The sequence below is a fragment of the Nocardia sp. bgisy134 genome (genome assembly GCF_965341865.1).
Classification (GTDB): Bacteria; Actinomycetota; Actinomycetes; order Mycobacteriales; family Mycobacteriaceae; genus Nocardia.
Genome location: NZ_CBDQZP010000015.1, coordinates 108824 through 126355, shown reverse-complemented (window position 1 = coordinate 126355; position 17532 = coordinate 108824). Strand labels below are relative to the sequence as shown.

The 17532-nt window shown below is 67.6% G+C and carries 18 protein-coding genes; 17 read left to right on the top strand and 1 reads right to left on the bottom strand.

Annotated elements, in window-relative coordinates:
- Positions 1–300: 300 nt before the first annotated feature.
- The 8 genes from ACRWNM_RS25140 (at position 301) to ACRWNM_RS25105 (ending at position 8227) form a co-directional block, all read left to right on the top strand.
- Positions 301–1260 carry an ABC transporter ATP-binding protein gene (locus ACRWNM_RS25140; RefSeq protein ID WP_431970546.1) on the top strand — a complete coding sequence of 320 codons (960 nt, stop codon included), beginning with the start codon at positions 301–303 and terminating at the stop codon, positions 1258–1260.
- A complete protein-coding gene (locus tag ACRWNM_RS25135; RefSeq protein WP_431970545.1) occupies positions 1260–2249 on the top strand; it encodes an oligopeptide/dipeptide ABC transporter ATP-binding protein in 990 nt (329 codons plus the stop codon). Before ACRWNM_RS25140 ends, ACRWNM_RS25135 begins: the two co-directional genes overlap by 1 nt.
- Complete coding sequence (locus ACRWNM_RS25130) at positions 2246–3778, top strand: ABC transporter substrate-binding protein (protein WP_431970544.1); 1533 nt, start codon at positions 2246–2248, stop codon at positions 3776–3778. Before ACRWNM_RS25135 ends, ACRWNM_RS25130 begins: the two co-directional genes overlap by 4 nt.
- Positions 3779–3825: 47 nt before the next feature.
- A complete protein-coding gene (locus ACRWNM_RS25125) occupies positions 3826–4752 on the top strand; it encodes an ABC transporter permease (protein WP_431970543.1) in 927 nt (308 codons plus the stop codon).
- Positions 4749–5642 (top strand): ABC transporter permease, encoded by an 894-nt coding sequence (locus ACRWNM_RS25120; protein ID WP_431970542.1) that lies wholly within the window; start codon positions 4749–4751, stop codon positions 5640–5642. Before ACRWNM_RS25125 ends, ACRWNM_RS25120 begins: the two co-directional genes overlap by 4 nt.
- Before the next feature lie 114 nt (positions 5643–5756).
- Positions 5757–6395 (top strand): TetR/AcrR family transcriptional regulator, encoded by a 639-nt coding sequence (locus ACRWNM_RS25115; RefSeq protein ID WP_431970541.1) that lies wholly within the window; start codon positions 5757–5759, stop codon positions 6393–6395.
- A 182-nt stretch (positions 6396–6577) separates the two neighbouring features.
- A complete protein-coding gene (locus ACRWNM_RS25110) occupies positions 6578–7396 on the top strand; it encodes an SDR family oxidoreductase (protein ID WP_431970540.1) in 819 nt (272 codons plus the stop codon).
- Positions 7397–7546: 150 nt separating this feature from the next.
- The gene (locus ACRWNM_RS25105; protein ID WP_431970539.1) at positions 7547–8227 is read left to right on the top strand and encodes a TetR/AcrR family transcriptional regulator; all 681 of its coding nucleotides are present in this window, start codon (positions 7547–7549) and stop codon (positions 8225–8227) included.
- A 7-nt stretch (positions 8228–8234) separates the two neighbouring features.
- On the opposite strand, the gene ACRWNM_RS25100 is transcribed toward ACRWNM_RS25105, so the two are convergent.
- Positions 8235–8996, bottom strand: a complete 762-nt coding sequence (locus ACRWNM_RS25100; protein ID WP_431970538.1) for a crotonase/enoyl-CoA hydratase family protein — start codon at positions 8994–8996, stop codon at positions 8235–8237.
- A gap of 408 nt (positions 8997–9404) precedes the next feature.
- On the opposite strand from ACRWNM_RS25100, the gene ACRWNM_RS25095 reads away from it, so the two are divergent.
- The 9 genes from ACRWNM_RS25095 (at position 9405) to ACRWNM_RS25055 (ending at position 17438) form a co-directional block, all read left to right on the top strand.
- Positions 9405–10157 (top strand): SDR family oxidoreductase, encoded by a 753-nt coding sequence (locus ACRWNM_RS25095; protein WP_431970537.1) that lies wholly within the window; start codon positions 9405–9407, stop codon positions 10155–10157.
- Between the two features lie 10 nt (positions 10158–10167).
- Positions 10168–11151 carry an NADPH:quinone oxidoreductase family protein gene (locus ACRWNM_RS25090; RefSeq protein ID WP_431970631.1) on the top strand — a complete coding sequence of 328 codons (984 nt, stop codon included), beginning with the start codon at positions 10168–10170 and terminating at the stop codon, positions 11149–11151.
- A 31-nt stretch (positions 11152–11182) separates the two neighbouring features.
- On the top strand, positions 11183–11944 hold the full coding sequence (gene fabG / locus ACRWNM_RS25085; protein ID WP_431970536.1) for a 3-oxoacyl-ACP reductase FabG: 762 nt from the start codon (positions 11183–11185) through the stop codon (positions 11942–11944).
- A 19-nt stretch (positions 11945–11963) separates the two neighbouring features.
- Entirely contained in the window at positions 11964–12416 is a 453-nt protein-coding gene (locus ACRWNM_RS25080) for a MaoC family dehydratase (protein WP_431970535.1), read from the top strand.
- Entirely contained in the window at positions 12416–13453 is a 1038-nt protein-coding gene (locus ACRWNM_RS25075; RefSeq protein ID WP_431970534.1) for a phosphotransferase family protein, read from the top strand. The genes ACRWNM_RS25080 and ACRWNM_RS25075 overlap by 1 nt, the downstream gene beginning before the upstream one ends.
- Before the next feature lie 118 nt (positions 13454–13571).
- Positions 13572–14588, top strand: coding sequence for an NADP-dependent oxidoreductase (locus ACRWNM_RS25070; RefSeq protein WP_431970533.1), 1017 nt, complete (start codon positions 13572–13574; stop codon positions 14586–14588).
- A gap of 159 nt (positions 14589–14747) precedes the next feature.
- On the top strand, positions 14748–15971 hold the full coding sequence (locus ACRWNM_RS25065) for an acyl-CoA dehydrogenase family protein (RefSeq protein ID WP_431970532.1): 1224 nt from the start codon (positions 14748–14750) through the stop codon (positions 15969–15971).
- Positions 15972–16015: 44 nt separating this feature from the next.
- A complete protein-coding gene (locus tag ACRWNM_RS25060; protein WP_431970531.1) occupies positions 16016–16339 on the top strand; it encodes a putative quinol monooxygenase in 324 nt (107 codons plus the stop codon).
- 97 nt (positions 16340–16436) lie between these two features.
- Positions 16437–17438 (top strand): NADP-dependent oxidoreductase, encoded by a 1002-nt coding sequence (locus tag ACRWNM_RS25055; protein WP_431970530.1) that lies wholly within the window; start codon positions 16437–16439, stop codon positions 17436–17438.
- Positions 17439–17532 lie beyond the last annotated feature (94 nt).

Below are 17532 nucleotides of genomic sequence, written 5' to 3'. Positions count from 1 at the left end.
CAGGTTGAGACCGGACAGGGACAGGCGTGTGACGGGGGTCACGTACGGTCGCACGATATATGAATCCGGCGTCAACTTCAATCGTGTCGATTCGGCGAAGCGTGGGTTGTCGCGCCCGCCAAACTTCGGTGAAACCGCTATTGAACTTGACGCCAGATTCAATTAGAGTCCGCCCAGCGGATGTGTTGATCGTCACACCGAACCGTCCTCTCGGCTGATCCCGCCCCGCGGACCCGGTGACGATCGGCACATCGATCGCCGCCGGAACATCCTGGCCGACAGGAAGATCGGGAGAAGAATATGGCCGCCTTGCTGAGGGTGGAAGAACTGTCGCTGTCGTTGCCCGCGGTGGGCGGCCTGCTTCGCGACGTCGGGTTCGAAGTGGCCGTTGGCGAAGTCGTCGGGCTCGTGGGGGAGAGCGGCAGCGGGAAGACGCTGACGGGACTCGGCGTCCTCGGGCTACACCCGCCCGATGCCCGGGTGACGGGCCGCATCGACTTCTGCGGCGAGGATCTCCTGACGGCGACGCCCGACAGGTTGCGCGCCCTGCGCGGACGCGAAGTCAGCATGATCTTCCAGGAGCCGCGGTCGTCGCTCAATCCGGTCATGACGGTCGGACGTCAGATCGCGAATGTGCTTCGGGCGCACGAGAAGATGACATCGGCCCAGATCGGCGCACGGACCGCGGAGCTGCTCGAAAAGGTCGGCTTGGCCGACTCGGGGCGCCTGATTCGCTCCTATCCCCACGAACTGTCGGGTGGCATGTGCCAGCGGGTCATGATCGCGATGGCATTGGCGTGCAGACCGAAACTACTGATCGCCGATGAACCGACGACCGCACTCGACGTCACCATCCAGGCGCAGATCCTCGAGCTGCTCCGGGGGCTCACCGTGGACGAGGACTTGGCCGTGCTGCTGATCAGCCACGACATCGGCGTGATCACCGAGCTCTGCGATCGCGTCGTGACCATGTACTCGGGAGAAGTCGTCGATATCGCCGTCCGCGACGAGTTGCTGCGTCGTCCGGCCCACCCTTACGCACAGGCGTTGCTCCAGGCATCGAGTCGCGAGACCGCGCCGACGGTCGTGCGGCCGGCACACGAGTCCACGCGCGACGGGAACGGGTGCTTCTATCGAACCCGGTGCCAGTACGCCATCGATGCCTGCCGGACGACACATCCGGATCTGATCGGCGACGCTCGGTCGGCGACGCGCTGCCTGCGCGCCGGCGACCTCGAACTGGCCGGGTTGGCGGCCTGATGACCGAGATCCTGATGAACGTCCGCGATCTGGTCGTCGACTACGGCGGCGGCGCCGACCGGTTGCGCGCGGTCGACACCGTGAGCTTTTCTCTGTACCGCGGCGAAACGTTCGCCGTCATCGGCGAATCCGGCTCGGGAAAGACCTCCCTGGCCCACGCTCTCGCCGGACTCGTCACGCCGGCCGCGGGATCGATCGACCGCGTCCCGGGCGCGCACGACCGCACCGCGGGGACATCCCATGTGATCTTTCAAGATCCGCGGTCGGCGCTCGACCCCCGGATGGCGGTCTGGCAGTGTGTCGCCGAGCCGATGGCGCCGCGCCGGTTGCGGATACCGCGATCGGCGCGCCCGGCCGCGGTCGAGCTGCTGCGCCGGGTCGGCCTCGGCGACGAGCTGGCCGACCGCAAGCCCGCGCAGCTGTCCGGCGGTCAACGGCAGCGCGTGACCATCGCCCGGGCGGTGGCGTCGCGCGCGGAGTTGATCCTGTGCGACGAACCGGTCGCGTCGTTGGACGTGTCCCTGCAGTCCGAAGTGCTCGCGCTGCTGGCCGAACTGCGCGACGAGCACGGGCTGACCTACGTGTTCATCTCACACGACCTGGGTTCGGTGGCGCGCATCGCCGATCGAGTCGGCGTCATGTACATGGGCAAGCTGGTGGAGCTGGGACCGACCGCGTCCGTGCTCGAATCGCCACGGCATCCCTACACCCAGGCACTACTCGCGGCCGTGCCCCATCCGACTCGTGTGCGCAAGGACAGGCGCGGGCTGCTGCTGCGCGGCGAGATTCCCGATCGGCGTAACCCACCGTCGGGCTGCCGATTCCGTACGCGGTGCCAACTGGCCACCGATCGCTGCGCCGCGACCACCCCCGCACTGACCGACGACACCGAAAACCATTCGGCAGCATGCCATTTTCGCCAGCAAGCCATCGAGGCGTGGCAATCCGCGCTTGGTCCCGCCGCGGACCGGAAAGAAGAATCGCGATGAACCGGAAACTGATCGCCGCCGGGGCGGCGGCCGCACTCACTCTCGTGCTCGGCGCCTGCGGCGCCGACCCCTCCGCGTCCGCGCCGGACCCGAACGCGACCATCAAGGTCGCCACGCGGCAGACGCCCAGTTCGTTCGACCCCTGCCGGGGCAATTCGGGGTACGACCTGACCTATCTCAAGCTGCTGTACGCCCCGCTCATCGATACCGACCCGCAAACTCTCGCACCGCAACCGGGGATCGCCACCTCGTGGGAGTTCGCCGGAGCCGACAAACTCACCTTCACGATGAAACTCCGATCGGGCCTGACTTTCCACGACGGCACACCCGTGGACGCGGAAGCGGTGAAGGCCAGCATGCAGCATTGTCTCGGCACCGGTCTGGTGTCCGTTCCGTCGATCAAGAGCATCGACGTCCAGGGCGCGGACACCGTATCGATCAAGTTGAGCAGCCCGACTTCTGGGCTGCCCGGCTACCTCAGCACCCGTCTGGGTTTCGTCGTCTCGCCCGCCGCGCTGCGACAGTACGGTGACGAATTCGGTAACCATCCGGTCGGCGCCGGGCCCTACCAGCTCGCGCGCGCGGTGCCCAACAGCGAATACTCCTTCACGAGGTTCGCCGGATACCAGCCGGTGAGCGACCCCGCACCGCGAGCGGCGGGCATTGATATCGCGATCATCACCAGCGACACGGCACTGACGAACGCCTTGACCTCAGGGACAGCGGATTTCGCCTTCGGGATCGGCGAATCCGCGGCGCCCGCGCTCGAGCGCCTGCCGGGCATCACTGTGGAACGGCATCGGCAACTCGGCTTCACCGCGGTGGTGATCAACACCAAGAACCACCCGGTCGACAACCCGAAGGTACGGTTGGCGATGGAGTACGCGTTGGACCGCAAGGCCATCGCCACGGCCGCGCTGAACAGCGACGCGGGCACTCCCGCCTGGTCGGTCTACCCGCCGGGGGCGACCTTCCATGATTCCGCCAGCGACAACGCCTGGCCCTACGATCCGGACAAGGCGCGGCGGTTGCTCGCCGAGGCCGGCTACCCGAACGGCGTGCACGTGCGAGGCATCGCCGCCGCCGCGCCGCCGTTCTCCACCAACGCACTGCTGGTCGCGGAGCAGTGGAAAGCGGTCGGCATCGACGTCGAATTCACCAACGTTCCCGGTCCGCAGGCTATTTCGCAGTTCGTAGCGCACAACGGCGCGGACGTCTTCAGTGTCGGATGGCCTTCGCAGGCGTCGGCGCCGCTCAACTACAGCGCCCTGCTGGGTCCGACCTCCTACTACCGGCAGAACGCCGCGCCGAATCCGCAACTCGACCAGCTCATCGCACAGCTCAACAACACCTACACCGACGGCGAACAGCTCGAGGTCGTCAAGAAGATCAACCGGATCATCGTCGAACAAGCCGAATTCATCCCGCTCTACCACGGTCCCGCGGTGATCGCCTACACGCAGCGCGTGCAGGGAGTGGTTCCCTCGCTCAGCGGATCGCCCGAACTCGCGTACCTGGCCGTGTCATGAAGCGGATCCGTCCTCGTCGGCCGGTCGGGCCGATACTCGGGCGATCGGTGTCGATCCTGCTCACCGCGTTTCTGACGACGGTGATGACCTTCGGCCTGATCCATCTCGTGCCGGGCGGGCCCGCCGAGGCGCTGATCGGAGTGAGCAGCACCGATGTCGATCCCGCGGTCATCGAGCAGCGGCTCGGTCTCGACAAACCGCTGCCCGAGCAGTACCTCCGGTGGTTGAGCGGGGTGATCCGAGGCGACCTCGGGACCTCCCTGGTCAACAACGCGCCCGTCACCGATCAGGTGCTGCACCGCTTGCCGGTCAGCGCGGAACTCGTCGGGCTCGCGTTGGCGCTGTCGGCCGTGGTCGCGGTGCCGCTCGGTGTCTGGACCGCGTATCGGGCAGGCCGCCGGTCCGACGGGGTCGTTCGCGCGGCGTCCGGAATCGGGCTCGCGATACCGGAATTCTTCCTGGCCATCGTCTTGATCGACGTGTTCGCCGTCGGCCTCGGGTTGTTTCCCGCCTTGGGTTATGTACCTTTCGGCAAGGACCCGGTGGCGAATCTGCGCCACCTGGTCCTCCCCGCGGCGGCACTGGCGGCGGGCGCGAGCGCGATCGTGGTGCGTCAGGTGCGTGCCGCGATGATCGACGCGCTGTCCAGCGAATACGTGCGCGCCGCGCGGGCCATGGGACTGCGTGAGCGCACGATCGTGTGGCGTTACGCGCTACGTAACGTGTCGACGACCGTCGTGACGGTGTACGGGCTGCTCGCGATCGGCTTGCTCGGCGCCACCGTTGTGCTCGAGCAGATCTTCGTGCTGCCCGGCATGAGCGGCGCACTGGTCACCGCCATCGACACCCGCGACTATCCGATGCTGCAAGGCATCGTGCTGACCTACGTCGTGATCGTGCTCGGCATCAACGTGGTGGTCGACGCGGCCACCGGATTCCTCGATCCCCGGCTCCGAGCGGAGGCGAACGCATGAGCACCGTGACACTGGCCGGCGGAACTCGCTCGACCGGTGACGCCCGGCGGCGGTCCCGCACCGGGTTCTGGCTCGCCCTCGCGATTCTCGGCATCCTGATCGTGCTCGCGGTGCTGGCGCCGCTGGTGACGCCGTACAGCCCGACCGACCAAGATCTGACGAACAGGTTCGCAGGCCCGAGCGGTGCGCATCTGCTCGGGACGGACAGCTACGGCCGGGATGTGCTGAGCAGGTTGATCTGGGGCGGACGGTCCTCCTTCGTCGCGGTGGCCATCGCGGTCGGCGTCGGGCTCGCGGTCGGGCTGCCATGGGGGCTCGGCGCCGGATACGGTCCGGCCTGGTTGCGAATGTTGTTGCTGCGCGCGGCGGATGCATTCCTGGCGTTCCCGGCGCTGGTGCTGGCTGTGGCCATCACCGGTGTGCTGGGACCGGATCTGGTGACGGCCATGTGCTCGGTCGGCGTCGTGTTCGCTCCCGTCATCGCACGGCTTACCGCAGGGGGAGTGGCGCAGATCAGGCGTTCGGAGTACGTGCTCGGCGCGCAGCTGGCCGGCTGTCCGACGCACGTCACGCTGCTGCGGCACGTCCTGCCCAACGCGGCGGGACCGGTGATAGTGCAGGCCACGCTGTTCTCCGGACTCGCCTTCGCCATCGAAGCCGCGTTGTCGTTCATCGGCCTCGGCATCCAGCCGCCGACGCCGAGCTGGGGCGGCGATTTGAACAACGCCTACCAGCACATACTCGGCGCCCCGAATCAGGTGCTCGCACCGGGCGCGCTGATCGCGGTCGCGGTCATGGCCACGTATCGGATCGGCGACGAAGTTCGAGATCGCTTTTCCGAGCTCGGCTCGGCCCGTGCGGCCGAACAGTCCCGGCGAGAAGCCGAATAGCCCTGGTACGGGCGCACTTCGCGCGCAGGACGGAGGTGCGTCCGACGCTGCCGGGGCGGTGATACGGTGAACACGTCAACCGTCCCATCGACCGACAGTGAGTGGCCAGCGTTGGTGTCCGAGCCCGTTGTGAGCGAGGCCGAGCCTCGGAAAGGCGTCCCGCGCACCAAGCGCGGCGAACGGACGCGCACCGCGTTGATCACCGCGGCACGGGAGGTATTCGAGCGCGACGGGTACCTCGACGCCAAGATCTCCGAGATCTCGAAAGCCGCCGGGACGGCCTCGGGGTCGTTCTACACCTATTTCGACAGCAAGGAAGAGATCTTCGCGGCGGTCGTCGAGCAGGTGCAGGAAGAGATGCTGCACCCGCACGTTCGCGAGCGCACCGGCGTCACCGACCCGCGCGACCTCATCGAGGCGGCCAACCGGGAGTACCTGCGCTCCTACAAGCGCAACGCGCGCCTGATGGCCGTGTTCGAAGAGGTCTCCTTGATCAACGAGGACTTCCGCAGGCTGCGCATCGAACGAGGGAAGGCTTTCGCGGCACGCAACGCGAAGATGATCAGCGAGCTGCAGGAATCCGGCCGGGCCAGCGCGGACCTCGATCCCATGATCACCGCGCACGCTTTGTCGGTGATGGTCAGCCGGATGGCCTATACGGTCTTCGTCCAGGGTCATCGCATCCCGTTCGAGAAACTCGTCACCACCCTCACACAGCTGTGGGTGAACGCTCTGCAGCTCGAATCGGACTGATTCGCACTCTCCGAACCCTGTTTCCCTGGGATAGCCGGGCCGTGTGCCTGCTCTTTTCCCAATCGGCGGCCCCCCTTGTCCAAACTTGAAATTGACGTAGGATTCAAGTTTGTTGGATGCTCGGCCCGGCGTGGCCGACCGGGGGATCGCTCGCGCCAGGGGAATCTCGGAAGGAGATGTTCGTGAAGGTCGCTGGAAGAACCGCGATTGTCACTGGAGGCGGCGGCGGGATCGGCGGCGCGATCGCGCGGCTCTTGGTGCACGAGGGTGCGCGAGTGGTGGTCGCCGATCTGGACGCCGACGCGGCCGAGTCTCTCGTTCGGTCCATTCCGGAAGACGCCCCCGGCTCGGCGGTGGCTGTCGGGGCGGACGTGTCCGACGCGGCGCAGATCAGCGGGTTGATCGCGCGCGCGGAGGACGAGTTCGGTCCGGTCGACCTGTACTTCGCGAACGCGGGCGTCAGCGGACCGGTCGGTCTCGGCGACGACGCGGGCTGGGACACCGCGATCGATGTGAATGTCAACGCCCACGTGCGGGCCGCCCGGCTGCTGGTCCCCGGCTGGCTCGAACGGGGCGAGGGATACTTCGTCAGCACCGCCTCCGCGGCGGGATTGCTGACCCAGATCGGTTCGGCCTCGTACGCGGTCACCAAGCACGCGGCCGTCGGGTTCGCCGAGTGGTTGTCGGTCACCTACGGCGACAACGGAATTCGGGTGAGCTGCCTGTGCCCGATGGGCGTCGAGACGAAGCTGCTGCGCGCGGGAGCCGAGTCGGGAGACGTGCTCGGTGCGGCGGCGACCAGGGCGGTCACCACCGCCGGGGCGGTGTTGAGCCCGGAGGCGGTCGCGACGGTGGTACTGGACGCCGTCGACGAGGAGCGTTTCCTGATCTTGCCGCATCCCGAGGTGCTCCAGATGTACCGCGGCAAAGGGGCGGACTACGACAGGTGGCTGGGTGGCATGCGCCGCTACCAGGCCGCGCTGTTGCAGACGGCGGAGTGAATCGCGTCGTCGAACGGTGAACGTGGCCTGAACCTCGGTGCGAGCGGGGGTTCGGGCCGCGTGCGCGGGGAAACTTGATGATGAACTCATGTTCGATTAGCGTTCGACCTGGATGCAGGGCGAATCGAGAGGCGAGAGCGAGGGGTAGTGATGCCGAAAACGACGCGGGGTGACATCGCGGCGGAGGGCATCCCATCGCTTGCCGACACATCGGTCCTGCGCGAGCTGCCGATCACGGCGCGGGGTGCGCGAACGCGCGCGGCGCTGGTCGCCGCGGCTCGGACGGTATTCGAACGCGACGGCTATCTCGAGGCCAGGTTGTCCGATATCGCCGCGGAAGCGAAGTGCTCGACGGGCTCCTTCTACACCTATTTCGCGGGCAAGGAGGAGGTCCTGCAAGCGGTGCTCGACCTCGCCCAGGGCGAGATGCTGCACCCTGGCATGCCCCGGCTCGATCCGGACGAGGCGTCACCCGCGGCGGTCATCGAGGCGAGCAATCGGGCCTACTTCGAGACGTACAAACGCAACGCGAAGCTGATGGCCATCCTCGATCAGGTGGCCTCCATCGATCCGAAGTTCCGCGAGGCCCGTCGGCGGCGCAGTCGCGCCTTCTGGGAGCGCAACGCTCGCTCGATCGCGGAGCTGCAGGAGCGCGGGCTGGCCGATCCCGAGCTCGATCCGCACCAAGCGGCCCGAGCGCTGTCGGGCATGGTGGGGCGAATGGCGTACTACGCGTTCGTCCTCGGTGAAGAGGCAAGCATCGACGAGTTGGTGCGCACCGCCACGCGACTGTGGGTGAACGCGGTGCGTATCGGGCCTGCGGCGGCCTGAGCGCGGATCAGGCGCCGCGCCACACGGGCGGGCGCTTCTCGGCGAACGCGCGTGCTCCTTCCAGCGCGTCCGCCGAGGTGTTGACGGTGCGGACGATCTCGAGCTGGGCGTGGAACGCGTCCGTATCGGTGTATCGAATGGCTTGGGAGAGAACCTGTTTCGTTCCGCGAATGGCAAGGGGTCCGTTCTCGGCGATGCGTGCGGCCAGTGCCTCGGCCGTCCGGAGGGCTTGTCCGGGTTCGGTGATCGCGTTGACAAGACCGAACTGATGCGCGCGGACCGCGCCGAGGGTGTCACCGGTCAGGGCGATCTCCATCGCCAGCTGGTAGGGGAGTGTCTTCGGCAGCCGCAGGACGCCGCCACCCGCCGCGATCAGGCCGCGTTTCACTTCCGGCAGGCCGAACTTCGCGTCGGTGGCGGCGACGATGAGGTCGCACGCGAGCGCGAGCTCGAAGCCGCCCGCGAGGGCCCAGCCCTCCACGGCGGCGATGAGCGGTTTCGTCGGCGGTCGCTCGGTGAGGCCGCCGAATCCGCGCTCGGGCAGGACCGGATGCTCGCCGTCGGCGAATGCCTTCAGGTCCATTCCGGCGCTGAACGTGCCCCCGGCGCCGGTGAGGATTCCGACCGCGAGGTCGGGCCGGGATTCGAATTCGTCGATCGCGTCCGCCAGCGCGTGGGCGACCGCGCGGTTCACCGCGTTGCGCGCCTCGGGGCGGTTGATCGTGATGGTGGCAATGCCGTCGGCGAATTCGGTCAGAACGACGCTCACCGCGGACTCCTCTCGGGGGCTTCTCGTGGCCGCCGCGGGTGCGGCTCGGCCGCGTGATGCTCGGCGCCCGCGCGGTCGGCCGTGTCGCCGTGACGCTAGCGAAATCTGAATTCGAGTTCAACATCGTGTCGGTATCCATGGCATGACCTGGTCTTTCGAGTTCTTCGTGAGGCAAGTCACAGACGATTTCCGGGGTGCTCGGTATTGACGCGGCGGCACCCGTCCCGCAAGGTGGCGGGAGGAAAGTAAGCGCTTAGTTAGTTCCTGCACGCTCGGCACCTCACTGCAATTCCACGACAAGCAGATCGGCCTGGAAACGATGTGCGTCGGCGGTGGCCGGGGGCACGGCCATGGTGCTCGAACGACTGTCGTGACCGCAGGCAACAACCGAAAGGATCGACCCGACCCGTGAACAGGTTCGAAGGAAAGACCGCCATCGTCACCGGCGCCAGCCGTGGCATCGGCCTCGGCATCGCCCAGCGTCTGGTCGACGAGGGCGCGAAGGTCGTCATCACCGCCCGCAACGAGAAGTCGCTCGACGAGGCCGTCGAGACGCTGGGCGGTCCGGATCGGGCGCTGGCCGTCGCCGGGCGCTCCGACGACGTCGCCCACCAGGCCGAGACCATCGAGCGGGCGATCGAAGCCTTCGGCAGCGCGGACCTGCTCGTCAACAACACCGGAATCAACCCGGTCTTCGGCCCGATGGTGGAGCTGCCGCTGGAGGCTGCCCGCAAGATCGTCGAGGTCAACTGCCTGGCCGCGCTCTCGTGGGTCCAGCAGGCGTACCAGGCGTGGATGAAGGAGCACGGCGGCGCGATCGTGAACGTCTCCTCGGTCGCCGGGCTGAAGCCCGCGCCGGGCATCGGTTTCTACGGCTCCAGCAAGGCGATGCTGACCCACATCACCCAGGAACTCGCCGTCGAACTCGGCCCGAACCTGCGGGTCAACGCCGTCGCCCCGGCCGTCGTGAAGACCAAGTTCGCCAGCGCCCTGTACGAGGGCCGCGAGGACGAGGTCGCCGCGGCCTACCCGCTCAAGCGGCTCGGCGTGCCCGAGGACATCGGCAGCGTCGTCGCCTTCCTGCTCTCCGAGGACGCCGCGTGGCTCACCGGACAGCTGCTCGTCGTCGACGGCGGCGTCACCCTCACCGGCGGTGTCTGACGTGACGGCGATGAAGGCGTGGCGCGTCCACGAACTCGGCGAGCCGGGCACGGTGCTGCGGCTCGACACCGTGGAGCGCCCCGAGCCCGGTCCACGTCAGGTCCTTGTCCGCGTCACCGGCGCCGCGGCGAACTTCCCTGACGTGCTGATGTGTCGCGGCCTGTACCAGGTGCGCCCGCCGCTGCCGTTCACGCCGGGCGTGGAGGTGTGCGGCTTGGTGGTGGCCGTGGGGTCCGACGTCGCCGGGATCGCGCTCGGCGATCGCGTGATCGGCGGAACCGCCCTGCCGCACGGCGGATTCGCGGAATTCGCCCTGATGGACGCCGCGCAGACGTTCCCCGCGCCGCCCGCGCTCGACGACGCCGAGGCGGCCGCGCTGTACATCGGATACCAGACCGGATGGTTCGGATTGCATCGCCGCGCCGGTCTGAAGGCCGGGGAGACCCTGCTCGTGCACGCCGCGGCCGGTGGCGTCGGCAGTGCCGCCATCCAGCTCGGAAAGGCCGCGGGCGCCAAGGTGATCGGAGTCGTCGGCGGTCCCGAGAAGGCGGCATATGCCGCGAAGCTCGGCGCCGATGTGGTGATCGATCGCCGGACGGAGGATTTCGTCGAGGTCGTCAAGAAGGTGACGAACAATCGGGGCGCCGACGTCGTCTACGACCCGGTCGGCGGCGATGTCTACGCGCGATCGACGAAATGCATCGCCTTCGAAGGCCGGATTCTGGTCGTTGGCTTCGCCGGCGGGGAAATCCAAACGGCCGCACTGAATCACGCGCTGGTCAAGAACTATTCGGTCGTCGGCCTGCACTGGGGTCTGTACAACGCCTACGAACCGGCCGCGGTCGCCGAATGCCATCGCACGCTGACCCGGCTCGCCGCGGAGGGCGCGATCAGGCCACTGGTCAGCGAACGGCTGACGTTGGACGGCATCGCCGAGGGCGTGCAACGCCTCGCCGACGGCAAGACCGTCGGTCGAGTGGTCTACGCGCCGTAACCGCCGAACACACACCACAGAGGAGAACACCATGAGCAACCAGACGCCGCGGATCGCGGTCGTCACCGGCGCGGCGCGCGGCATCGGCGCGGGCGTCGCACGACGGCTCGCCGCGGACGGCATGGCCGTAGCCGTGCTCGATCTGGACGAGGCTGCGGCCAAGCCCGTGGCCGACGAGATCGAAGCCGCGGGCGGCCGCGCACTGGCCATCGGCGCGGACGTGGCCGACGAAGCCGCGGTGACGGCGGCCGTGGACCGCGTCGTCGCCGAACTCGGTCCCCCGACGGTGCTCGTCAACAATGCGGGCATCCTTCGCGACAACCTGCTGTTCAAGATGACCGTCGACGATTGGGACGCCGTCATGGGCGTGCACCTGCGCGGCGCGTTCCTGTGCACCCGCGCGGTGCAGCGCTACATGATCGACCAGGGCTGGGGGCGCATCGTCAGCCTCTCCAGCACGTCGGCGCTCGGCAACCGCGGCCAGGCCAACTACGCCGCGGCCAAGGCCGGTATCCAGGGCTTCAGCAAGACGCTCGCACTCGAACTCGGCAAGTTCGGCGTCACCGCCAACGCCGTTGCGCCAGGATTCATCGAGACGGACATGACCGCGGCCACGGCCGAACGAATGGGCGTGTCCTTCGAGGAATTCAAGAAGGTGGTGATTGCACAGATCCCCGTCGCTCGCGCGGGAACGCCCGATGACATCGCGCACACCGTGTCGTTCCTGGTGAGCGAGGGCGCGGGATTCGTGTCCGGCCAGGTCATTTACGTGGCCGGCGGACCTCGGGACTAGGACGGAAGGACATCGACCGATGAAGGTATTCCAGGGCTTGGCCGAGCTGGAGAAGGCCATCGGAACTCACCTCGGATACAGCGACTGGCACACCGTGACCCAGGAGCAGATCAACCTTTTCGCCGAGGCGACGGGTGATCACCAGTGGATTCACGTGGATCCGGTGAAGGCGGCGACGGGACCGTTCGGGACGACCATCGCCCACGGATTCCTCACGCTCTCACTGATTCCGATGCTGACCCAGCGGATCTATCGCGTGGACGGCTTGTCGATGGGCGTCAATTACGGCGCCAACAAGGTCAGGTTCCCGGCCCCGGTGCCGGTGGGATCCCGGCTGCGCGCGGGCGTCGAGTTGCTCTCGCTCACGCAGGCCACCCTGGGATTCCAGGCTGTCAGCCGCGTCACCGTCGACATCGAAGGCGCCGCCAAGCCCGCGTGTGTCGCCGAGACCGTCTCGGTGCTGGTGCCTTGATGAGCGATGGTCACGGCAAGGATCTGCCCGGCTTGGACATGGATCGCCTGACGGCATGGCTGGACGATGTCGAGCCGGGCCTGCTCACCGGGCCGCTCACCGGTCGCTTGATCGCCGGTGGGAGATCCAATCTGACCTACGAGATCAGCGACGGCAAATCGGCATGGATCGTGCGGCGGCCGCCGCTCGGTCACGTGCTGGCGACCGCGCACGACATGTCCAGGGAATACCGGGTCATGACCGCGCTGGCCGACACCGGCGTACCCGTTCCCATCACCTACGCGCTCTGCGAGGATCCCGAGGTCCTCGGCGCCCCCTTCTATCTGATGGAGCGGGTGATCGGGACGCCGTACCGCACGGCGGCCGAGCTGACGGCGGTCGGCGCGGAACGGACGCGAACCATCTCGGCCGGAATGGTCGACGCGCTGGCCGATCTCCACACCGTCGATCCGGCGAAGGCTGGACTCGCGGATTTCGGACGCCCGAGCGGATTCCTCGCGCGGCAGGTGCACCGCTGGAAGAAGCAAATGGACGCCTCCTACTCCCGGGAACTGCCGAGCGCGGACGAGCTGTACGGAAAGCTGGCGGCCCACCAACCCCCGCAGTCTCCGGACGGAATCGTGCACGGCGACTACCGGCTCGACAACATCCTGGTGGACTCCGGGGACCGGGTGGTCGCCATCATCGATTGGGAGATGGCCACCCTGGGTGATCCGCTCACCGATGTGGCGCTCCTGCTGCTGTACCAGCGCCTCGGCGATATCGGCGTCACCGGTGTGAGCGACGTGGCCCTCGCACCGGGGTTTCTCACCGAGACCGAACTGCTCGACCGGTACGCCGAACGCAGCGGCCGCGACCTCGCGCACTTCGGTTTCTATCTGGGGCTGGCCGCCTTCAAACTCGCGGCGATCCTCGAGGGCATCCACTACCGTCATCTCCACGGGCAAACCGTGGGTTCCGGCTTCGAGACCGTGGGATCCGGGGTCGAACCCCTGCTGCGCACCGGTATCGACGCCCTCGCGGAGAACACTCGATGACCGGCACGGTTCTCGACGACCTGCGTCGGCGCGTGCGCGTCGGCCTCGGCAGTCCCGGTGAGCAACCGGTCGGTGCTCACCGAGCTCATCGATCTACGGCTGGGAGAGGACTGAATCCATGGAATCGACACAGATCCGGCTCGCCGCCCGGCCCGAAGGCGAGCCCAAAGACAGCGACTTCGCTGTCGCGACGGTCGACCTGCCGGAACTCGAAGACGGTCAGGTGCTGCTTCGTGTGCTCTACCTGTCGCTGGATCCGTACATGCGGGGCAGGATGAGTGCGGCCAAGTCCTACGCCGCGCCCGTGGAATTGGGCGAGGTGATGGTCGGCGCCACCGTCTGCAAGGTGGTCGAGTCCCGAGCGGATTCGCTCGTGCCGGGGGACGTGGTGCTGTCGTACTCGGGCTGGCAGAGCCATGCGGTCGCCGGCGCTCGTCACGTACGGAAATTGGACCCGGAGTCCGCGCCGGTCTCGACCGCGCTCGGCGTTCTCGGCATGCCCGGGTTCACCGCGTACGGGGGCCTGCTCGAAATCGGCCGCCCGCAGCCCGGTGAGACCGTCGTGGTCGCGGCGGCCACCGGTCCGGTCGGCTCGGCCGTCGGGCAGATCGCCCGAATCAAAGGCGCGCGCGCCGTCGGTATCGCGGGCGGACCCGAGAAGTGCCGCGCCCTGCTCGACGAATTCGGATTCGACGCGGCGGTCGACCACCGTGCGCCCGATTTCGCGGAGCGACTGGCCGAGGCGGTGCCGGACGGCATCGACGTGTATTTCGAGAACGTCGGGGGACAGGTGGCCGAGGCCGTCGTCCCGCTGCTCAATCGCTTCGCCCGGATGCCGGTGTGCGGCCTGGTGGCGCAGTACAACGCCACGGAACTGCCCGCGGGCCCCGACCGATTGCCCGGATTCATGCGGCAGATCCTGACACTGAGCCTGACGGTGCGCGGCTTCATCCAGGACGAGTTCATCCCCACCCGGCAAGCGGACTTCCTCCGCGACATGTCGGGGTGGATCCGCGACGGCTCGGTCCGATACCGGGAAGACGTCGTGGAAGGGCTCGAGAACGCACCCGAGGCGTTCCGGGCCATGCTGGCAGGCCGCAATTTCGGCAAGGCGCTCATCCAGGTCGGCGATTGAGCCCGAGCCGGCGATCCCACCATCGAACGGTGCCGTGACATGCCCTGTCACGGCACCGTTCGTGTCTGTGCCGCGTCTCGTCGCGCGGCCCAAAGTTGAATCCGATGTCGAATTCAAGTACGGTGCGAAGGAACCCAACAGTCACCACGAGGAGTTGCCATGTTCGAGTTCTCGGAGCGAGCGCGCCGATACCAGGAGGACTTGCTCACCTTCATGGACGAGCACGTCTATCCCGCGGAGTCGATCTATCACGCGCAGATGACGGAGTCGGGTGATCCGCACTTCCATCCGCCGATTCTCGAAGAACTCAAGACCGAAGCGCGCAAGCGCGGTCTGTGGAATCTGTTCCACCCGCACCCGGAGTGGGGGCCGGGCCTGACCAACCTGGAATACGCGCCGCTCGCCGAGATCATGGGCCGCAGCGCACACCTGGCGCCGGAGGCGACCAACTGCAACGCGCCGGACACCGGGAACATGGAAGTCCTGACGCTGTTCGGCACGCCCGAGCACAAGGAGACGTGGCTGCGGCCGCTGCTGGACGGCGAGATCGCCTCGGCGTTCGCGATGACCGAGCCCGCGGTCGCCAGCTCGGATGCCACCAATATCGAGCTACGCATGCGGCCCGACGGCGACGAGTACGTGCTCAACGGCCGGAAGTGGTGGACCTCCAACGCCTTGCACAAGAACTGCAAGGTCCTCATCGTCATGGGCAAGACGGATCCGGACGGGCCCGTGCACCGTCAGCAGAGCATGATGGTCGTCCCGATCGACACCCCGGGCGTGACGGTCCTGCGCAACCTGCCGGTCTTCGGGTACCAGGACCGGGAGGGGCACGCGGAGGTGGTGTTCGAGAACGTCCGCGTGCCGCGCACCGCGCTGCTGGCCGGTGAGGGCGACGGGTTCATGATCAGCCAGGCCCGGCTCGGGCCGGGACGGATCCACCATTGCATGCGCGCGATCGGCATGGCCGAACGGGCGCTGGACCTGATGATCGATCGGGCGCAGTCGCGGACGACGTTCGGCGCGCCGGTGGCCGACCGCGCCAACATCCAGGATTGGATCGCCGAGTCCCGCATCGAGATCGAGATGGCGCGATTGCTGACCCTCAAGGCCGCCTATCTGATGGACACCGTCGGCAACCGCAATGCGCGCGTCGAGATCGCCGCGATCAAGGTGGCCGCGCCTGAGGTCGCGCTGAAAGTGGTCGACCGCGCCATTCAGGTCCACGGCGGCGGCGGCGTCTCCGAGGACTTCCCCTTGGCGAGCATGTACGCGCACCTGCGGACGTTGCGTCTGGCCGACGGGCCGGACGAGGTGCACAAGCGCACGATCGCCCAGATGGAGCTGCGCCGCCGCGACCCCTCGTGGGGCAAGCGAAAGTAACCGAACGGAAGAACCGACACAACCCACTCCAAGAGGAGGAACCGATGGCCGAACCCTGCGTGGTGGTGGCGACCATGATCGCGAAGCCGGGCCAGGAAGAGCTGGTGGAGAAGACGTTGCGGGCGGCCGCGCCCGCCGTCCACGCCGAGCCTGGCTGTCTGCTGTACGCCCTGCATCGACGGATCGGTGAACCCGGCCGTTTCGTGATGATCGAGAAATGGGAATCGAAGGAAGCGCTGCGCACCCACGGCCAGGGCGCCGCACTGCGTGAGGTCGGTGCGGCATTGAGCGACGCGCTCACCGGTCCGGCCGAGGTGCTGGTCTTCGACGCGTTGCCCGCGGGCGATCCCGAACTGGGAGCGCTCTGATATCAGAACTCGCCGGTCGGGCGAGTCGGCTCGACGGCGTTGGACGTCGTGCCGCGAGATGGCTCGCGGCACGACGTCACGAACGAGAAGAGATCTCATGACGAAAACTCAGCAGGTGCGCCTCGCGCGGCGCCCGTCGGGACTGCCCGACGCCGACACCTGGAACGTGACGACCGAGGAGCTTCCCGAGCTCGCCGCGGGACAGATTCTGGTCAAGATCGACTTCATCTCCCTCGATCCCGCGATGCGCGGATGGCTCAACGACGTGCGCTCGTACCTGCCGCCGGTCGGGATCGGCGAGGTGATGCGATCGCTGGACATCGCGACGGTCGTCGAGTCGACGCACCCGGACTTCTCCGCCGGCGACACCGTCAGCGGAACCTTCGGGGTGACCGAGTTCGCGATCAGCGACGGGAAGGGCGTCCAGAAGGTCGACGCGGGCGTGGCATCGGGGCCCACCTGGCTCGGCACGCTCGGAATGCCGGGCATGACAGCCTATTTCGGCCTGCTCGAGGTCGGGAAGCTGCGCGCGGGGGAGACCGTCGTCGTGTCGGCCGCGGCCGGAGCCGTCGGCAGCGTGGTGGGGCAGATCGCGAAAGCCAAGGGCGCCACCGTCATCGGCATCGCCGGTGGAGCGGAGAAGTGCCGGTGGCTCACCGAGGAGCTCGGTTTCGACGCGGCCGTCGACTATCGGAACGAGGACGTCCTGCGGCGGTTGCGCGAAGTGGCCCCCAAGGGGATCGACGTCTACTTCGACAATGTGGGCGGCGACATCCTCGACGCCGCGCTCGCCAATCTCCGCTTCGGCGCCCGGGTTGTGCTGTGCGGGGCGATCTCGGCCTACAACGACGACAAGCTGCCGCCCGGGCCGTCGCGTTACATGTCGCTGTTGGTCTTCCGCGCGTCCATGACCGGATTCGTCGTCATGGACTACGCCGACCGCTACGGTGAGGCCGTCGCGGAGATCTCGCAATGGCTGGCCGACGGGACGCTCAAGAGCCGCGAGCACGTCGTCGAGGGCGGCGTCGGACGGTTCGGTGAGACGCTCAACATGCTGTTCGCCGGAGCGAACGTCGGAAAGCTCGTGCTAGCGCTCTGAATTCGAGGCGTCAGGGCCCCGCGCGACACCGCGCGGGGCCCTTTCCGGCGGCCGCCGGGGCGTTCACTTTGCCTAGCGGATCGTCCAGTTCAGG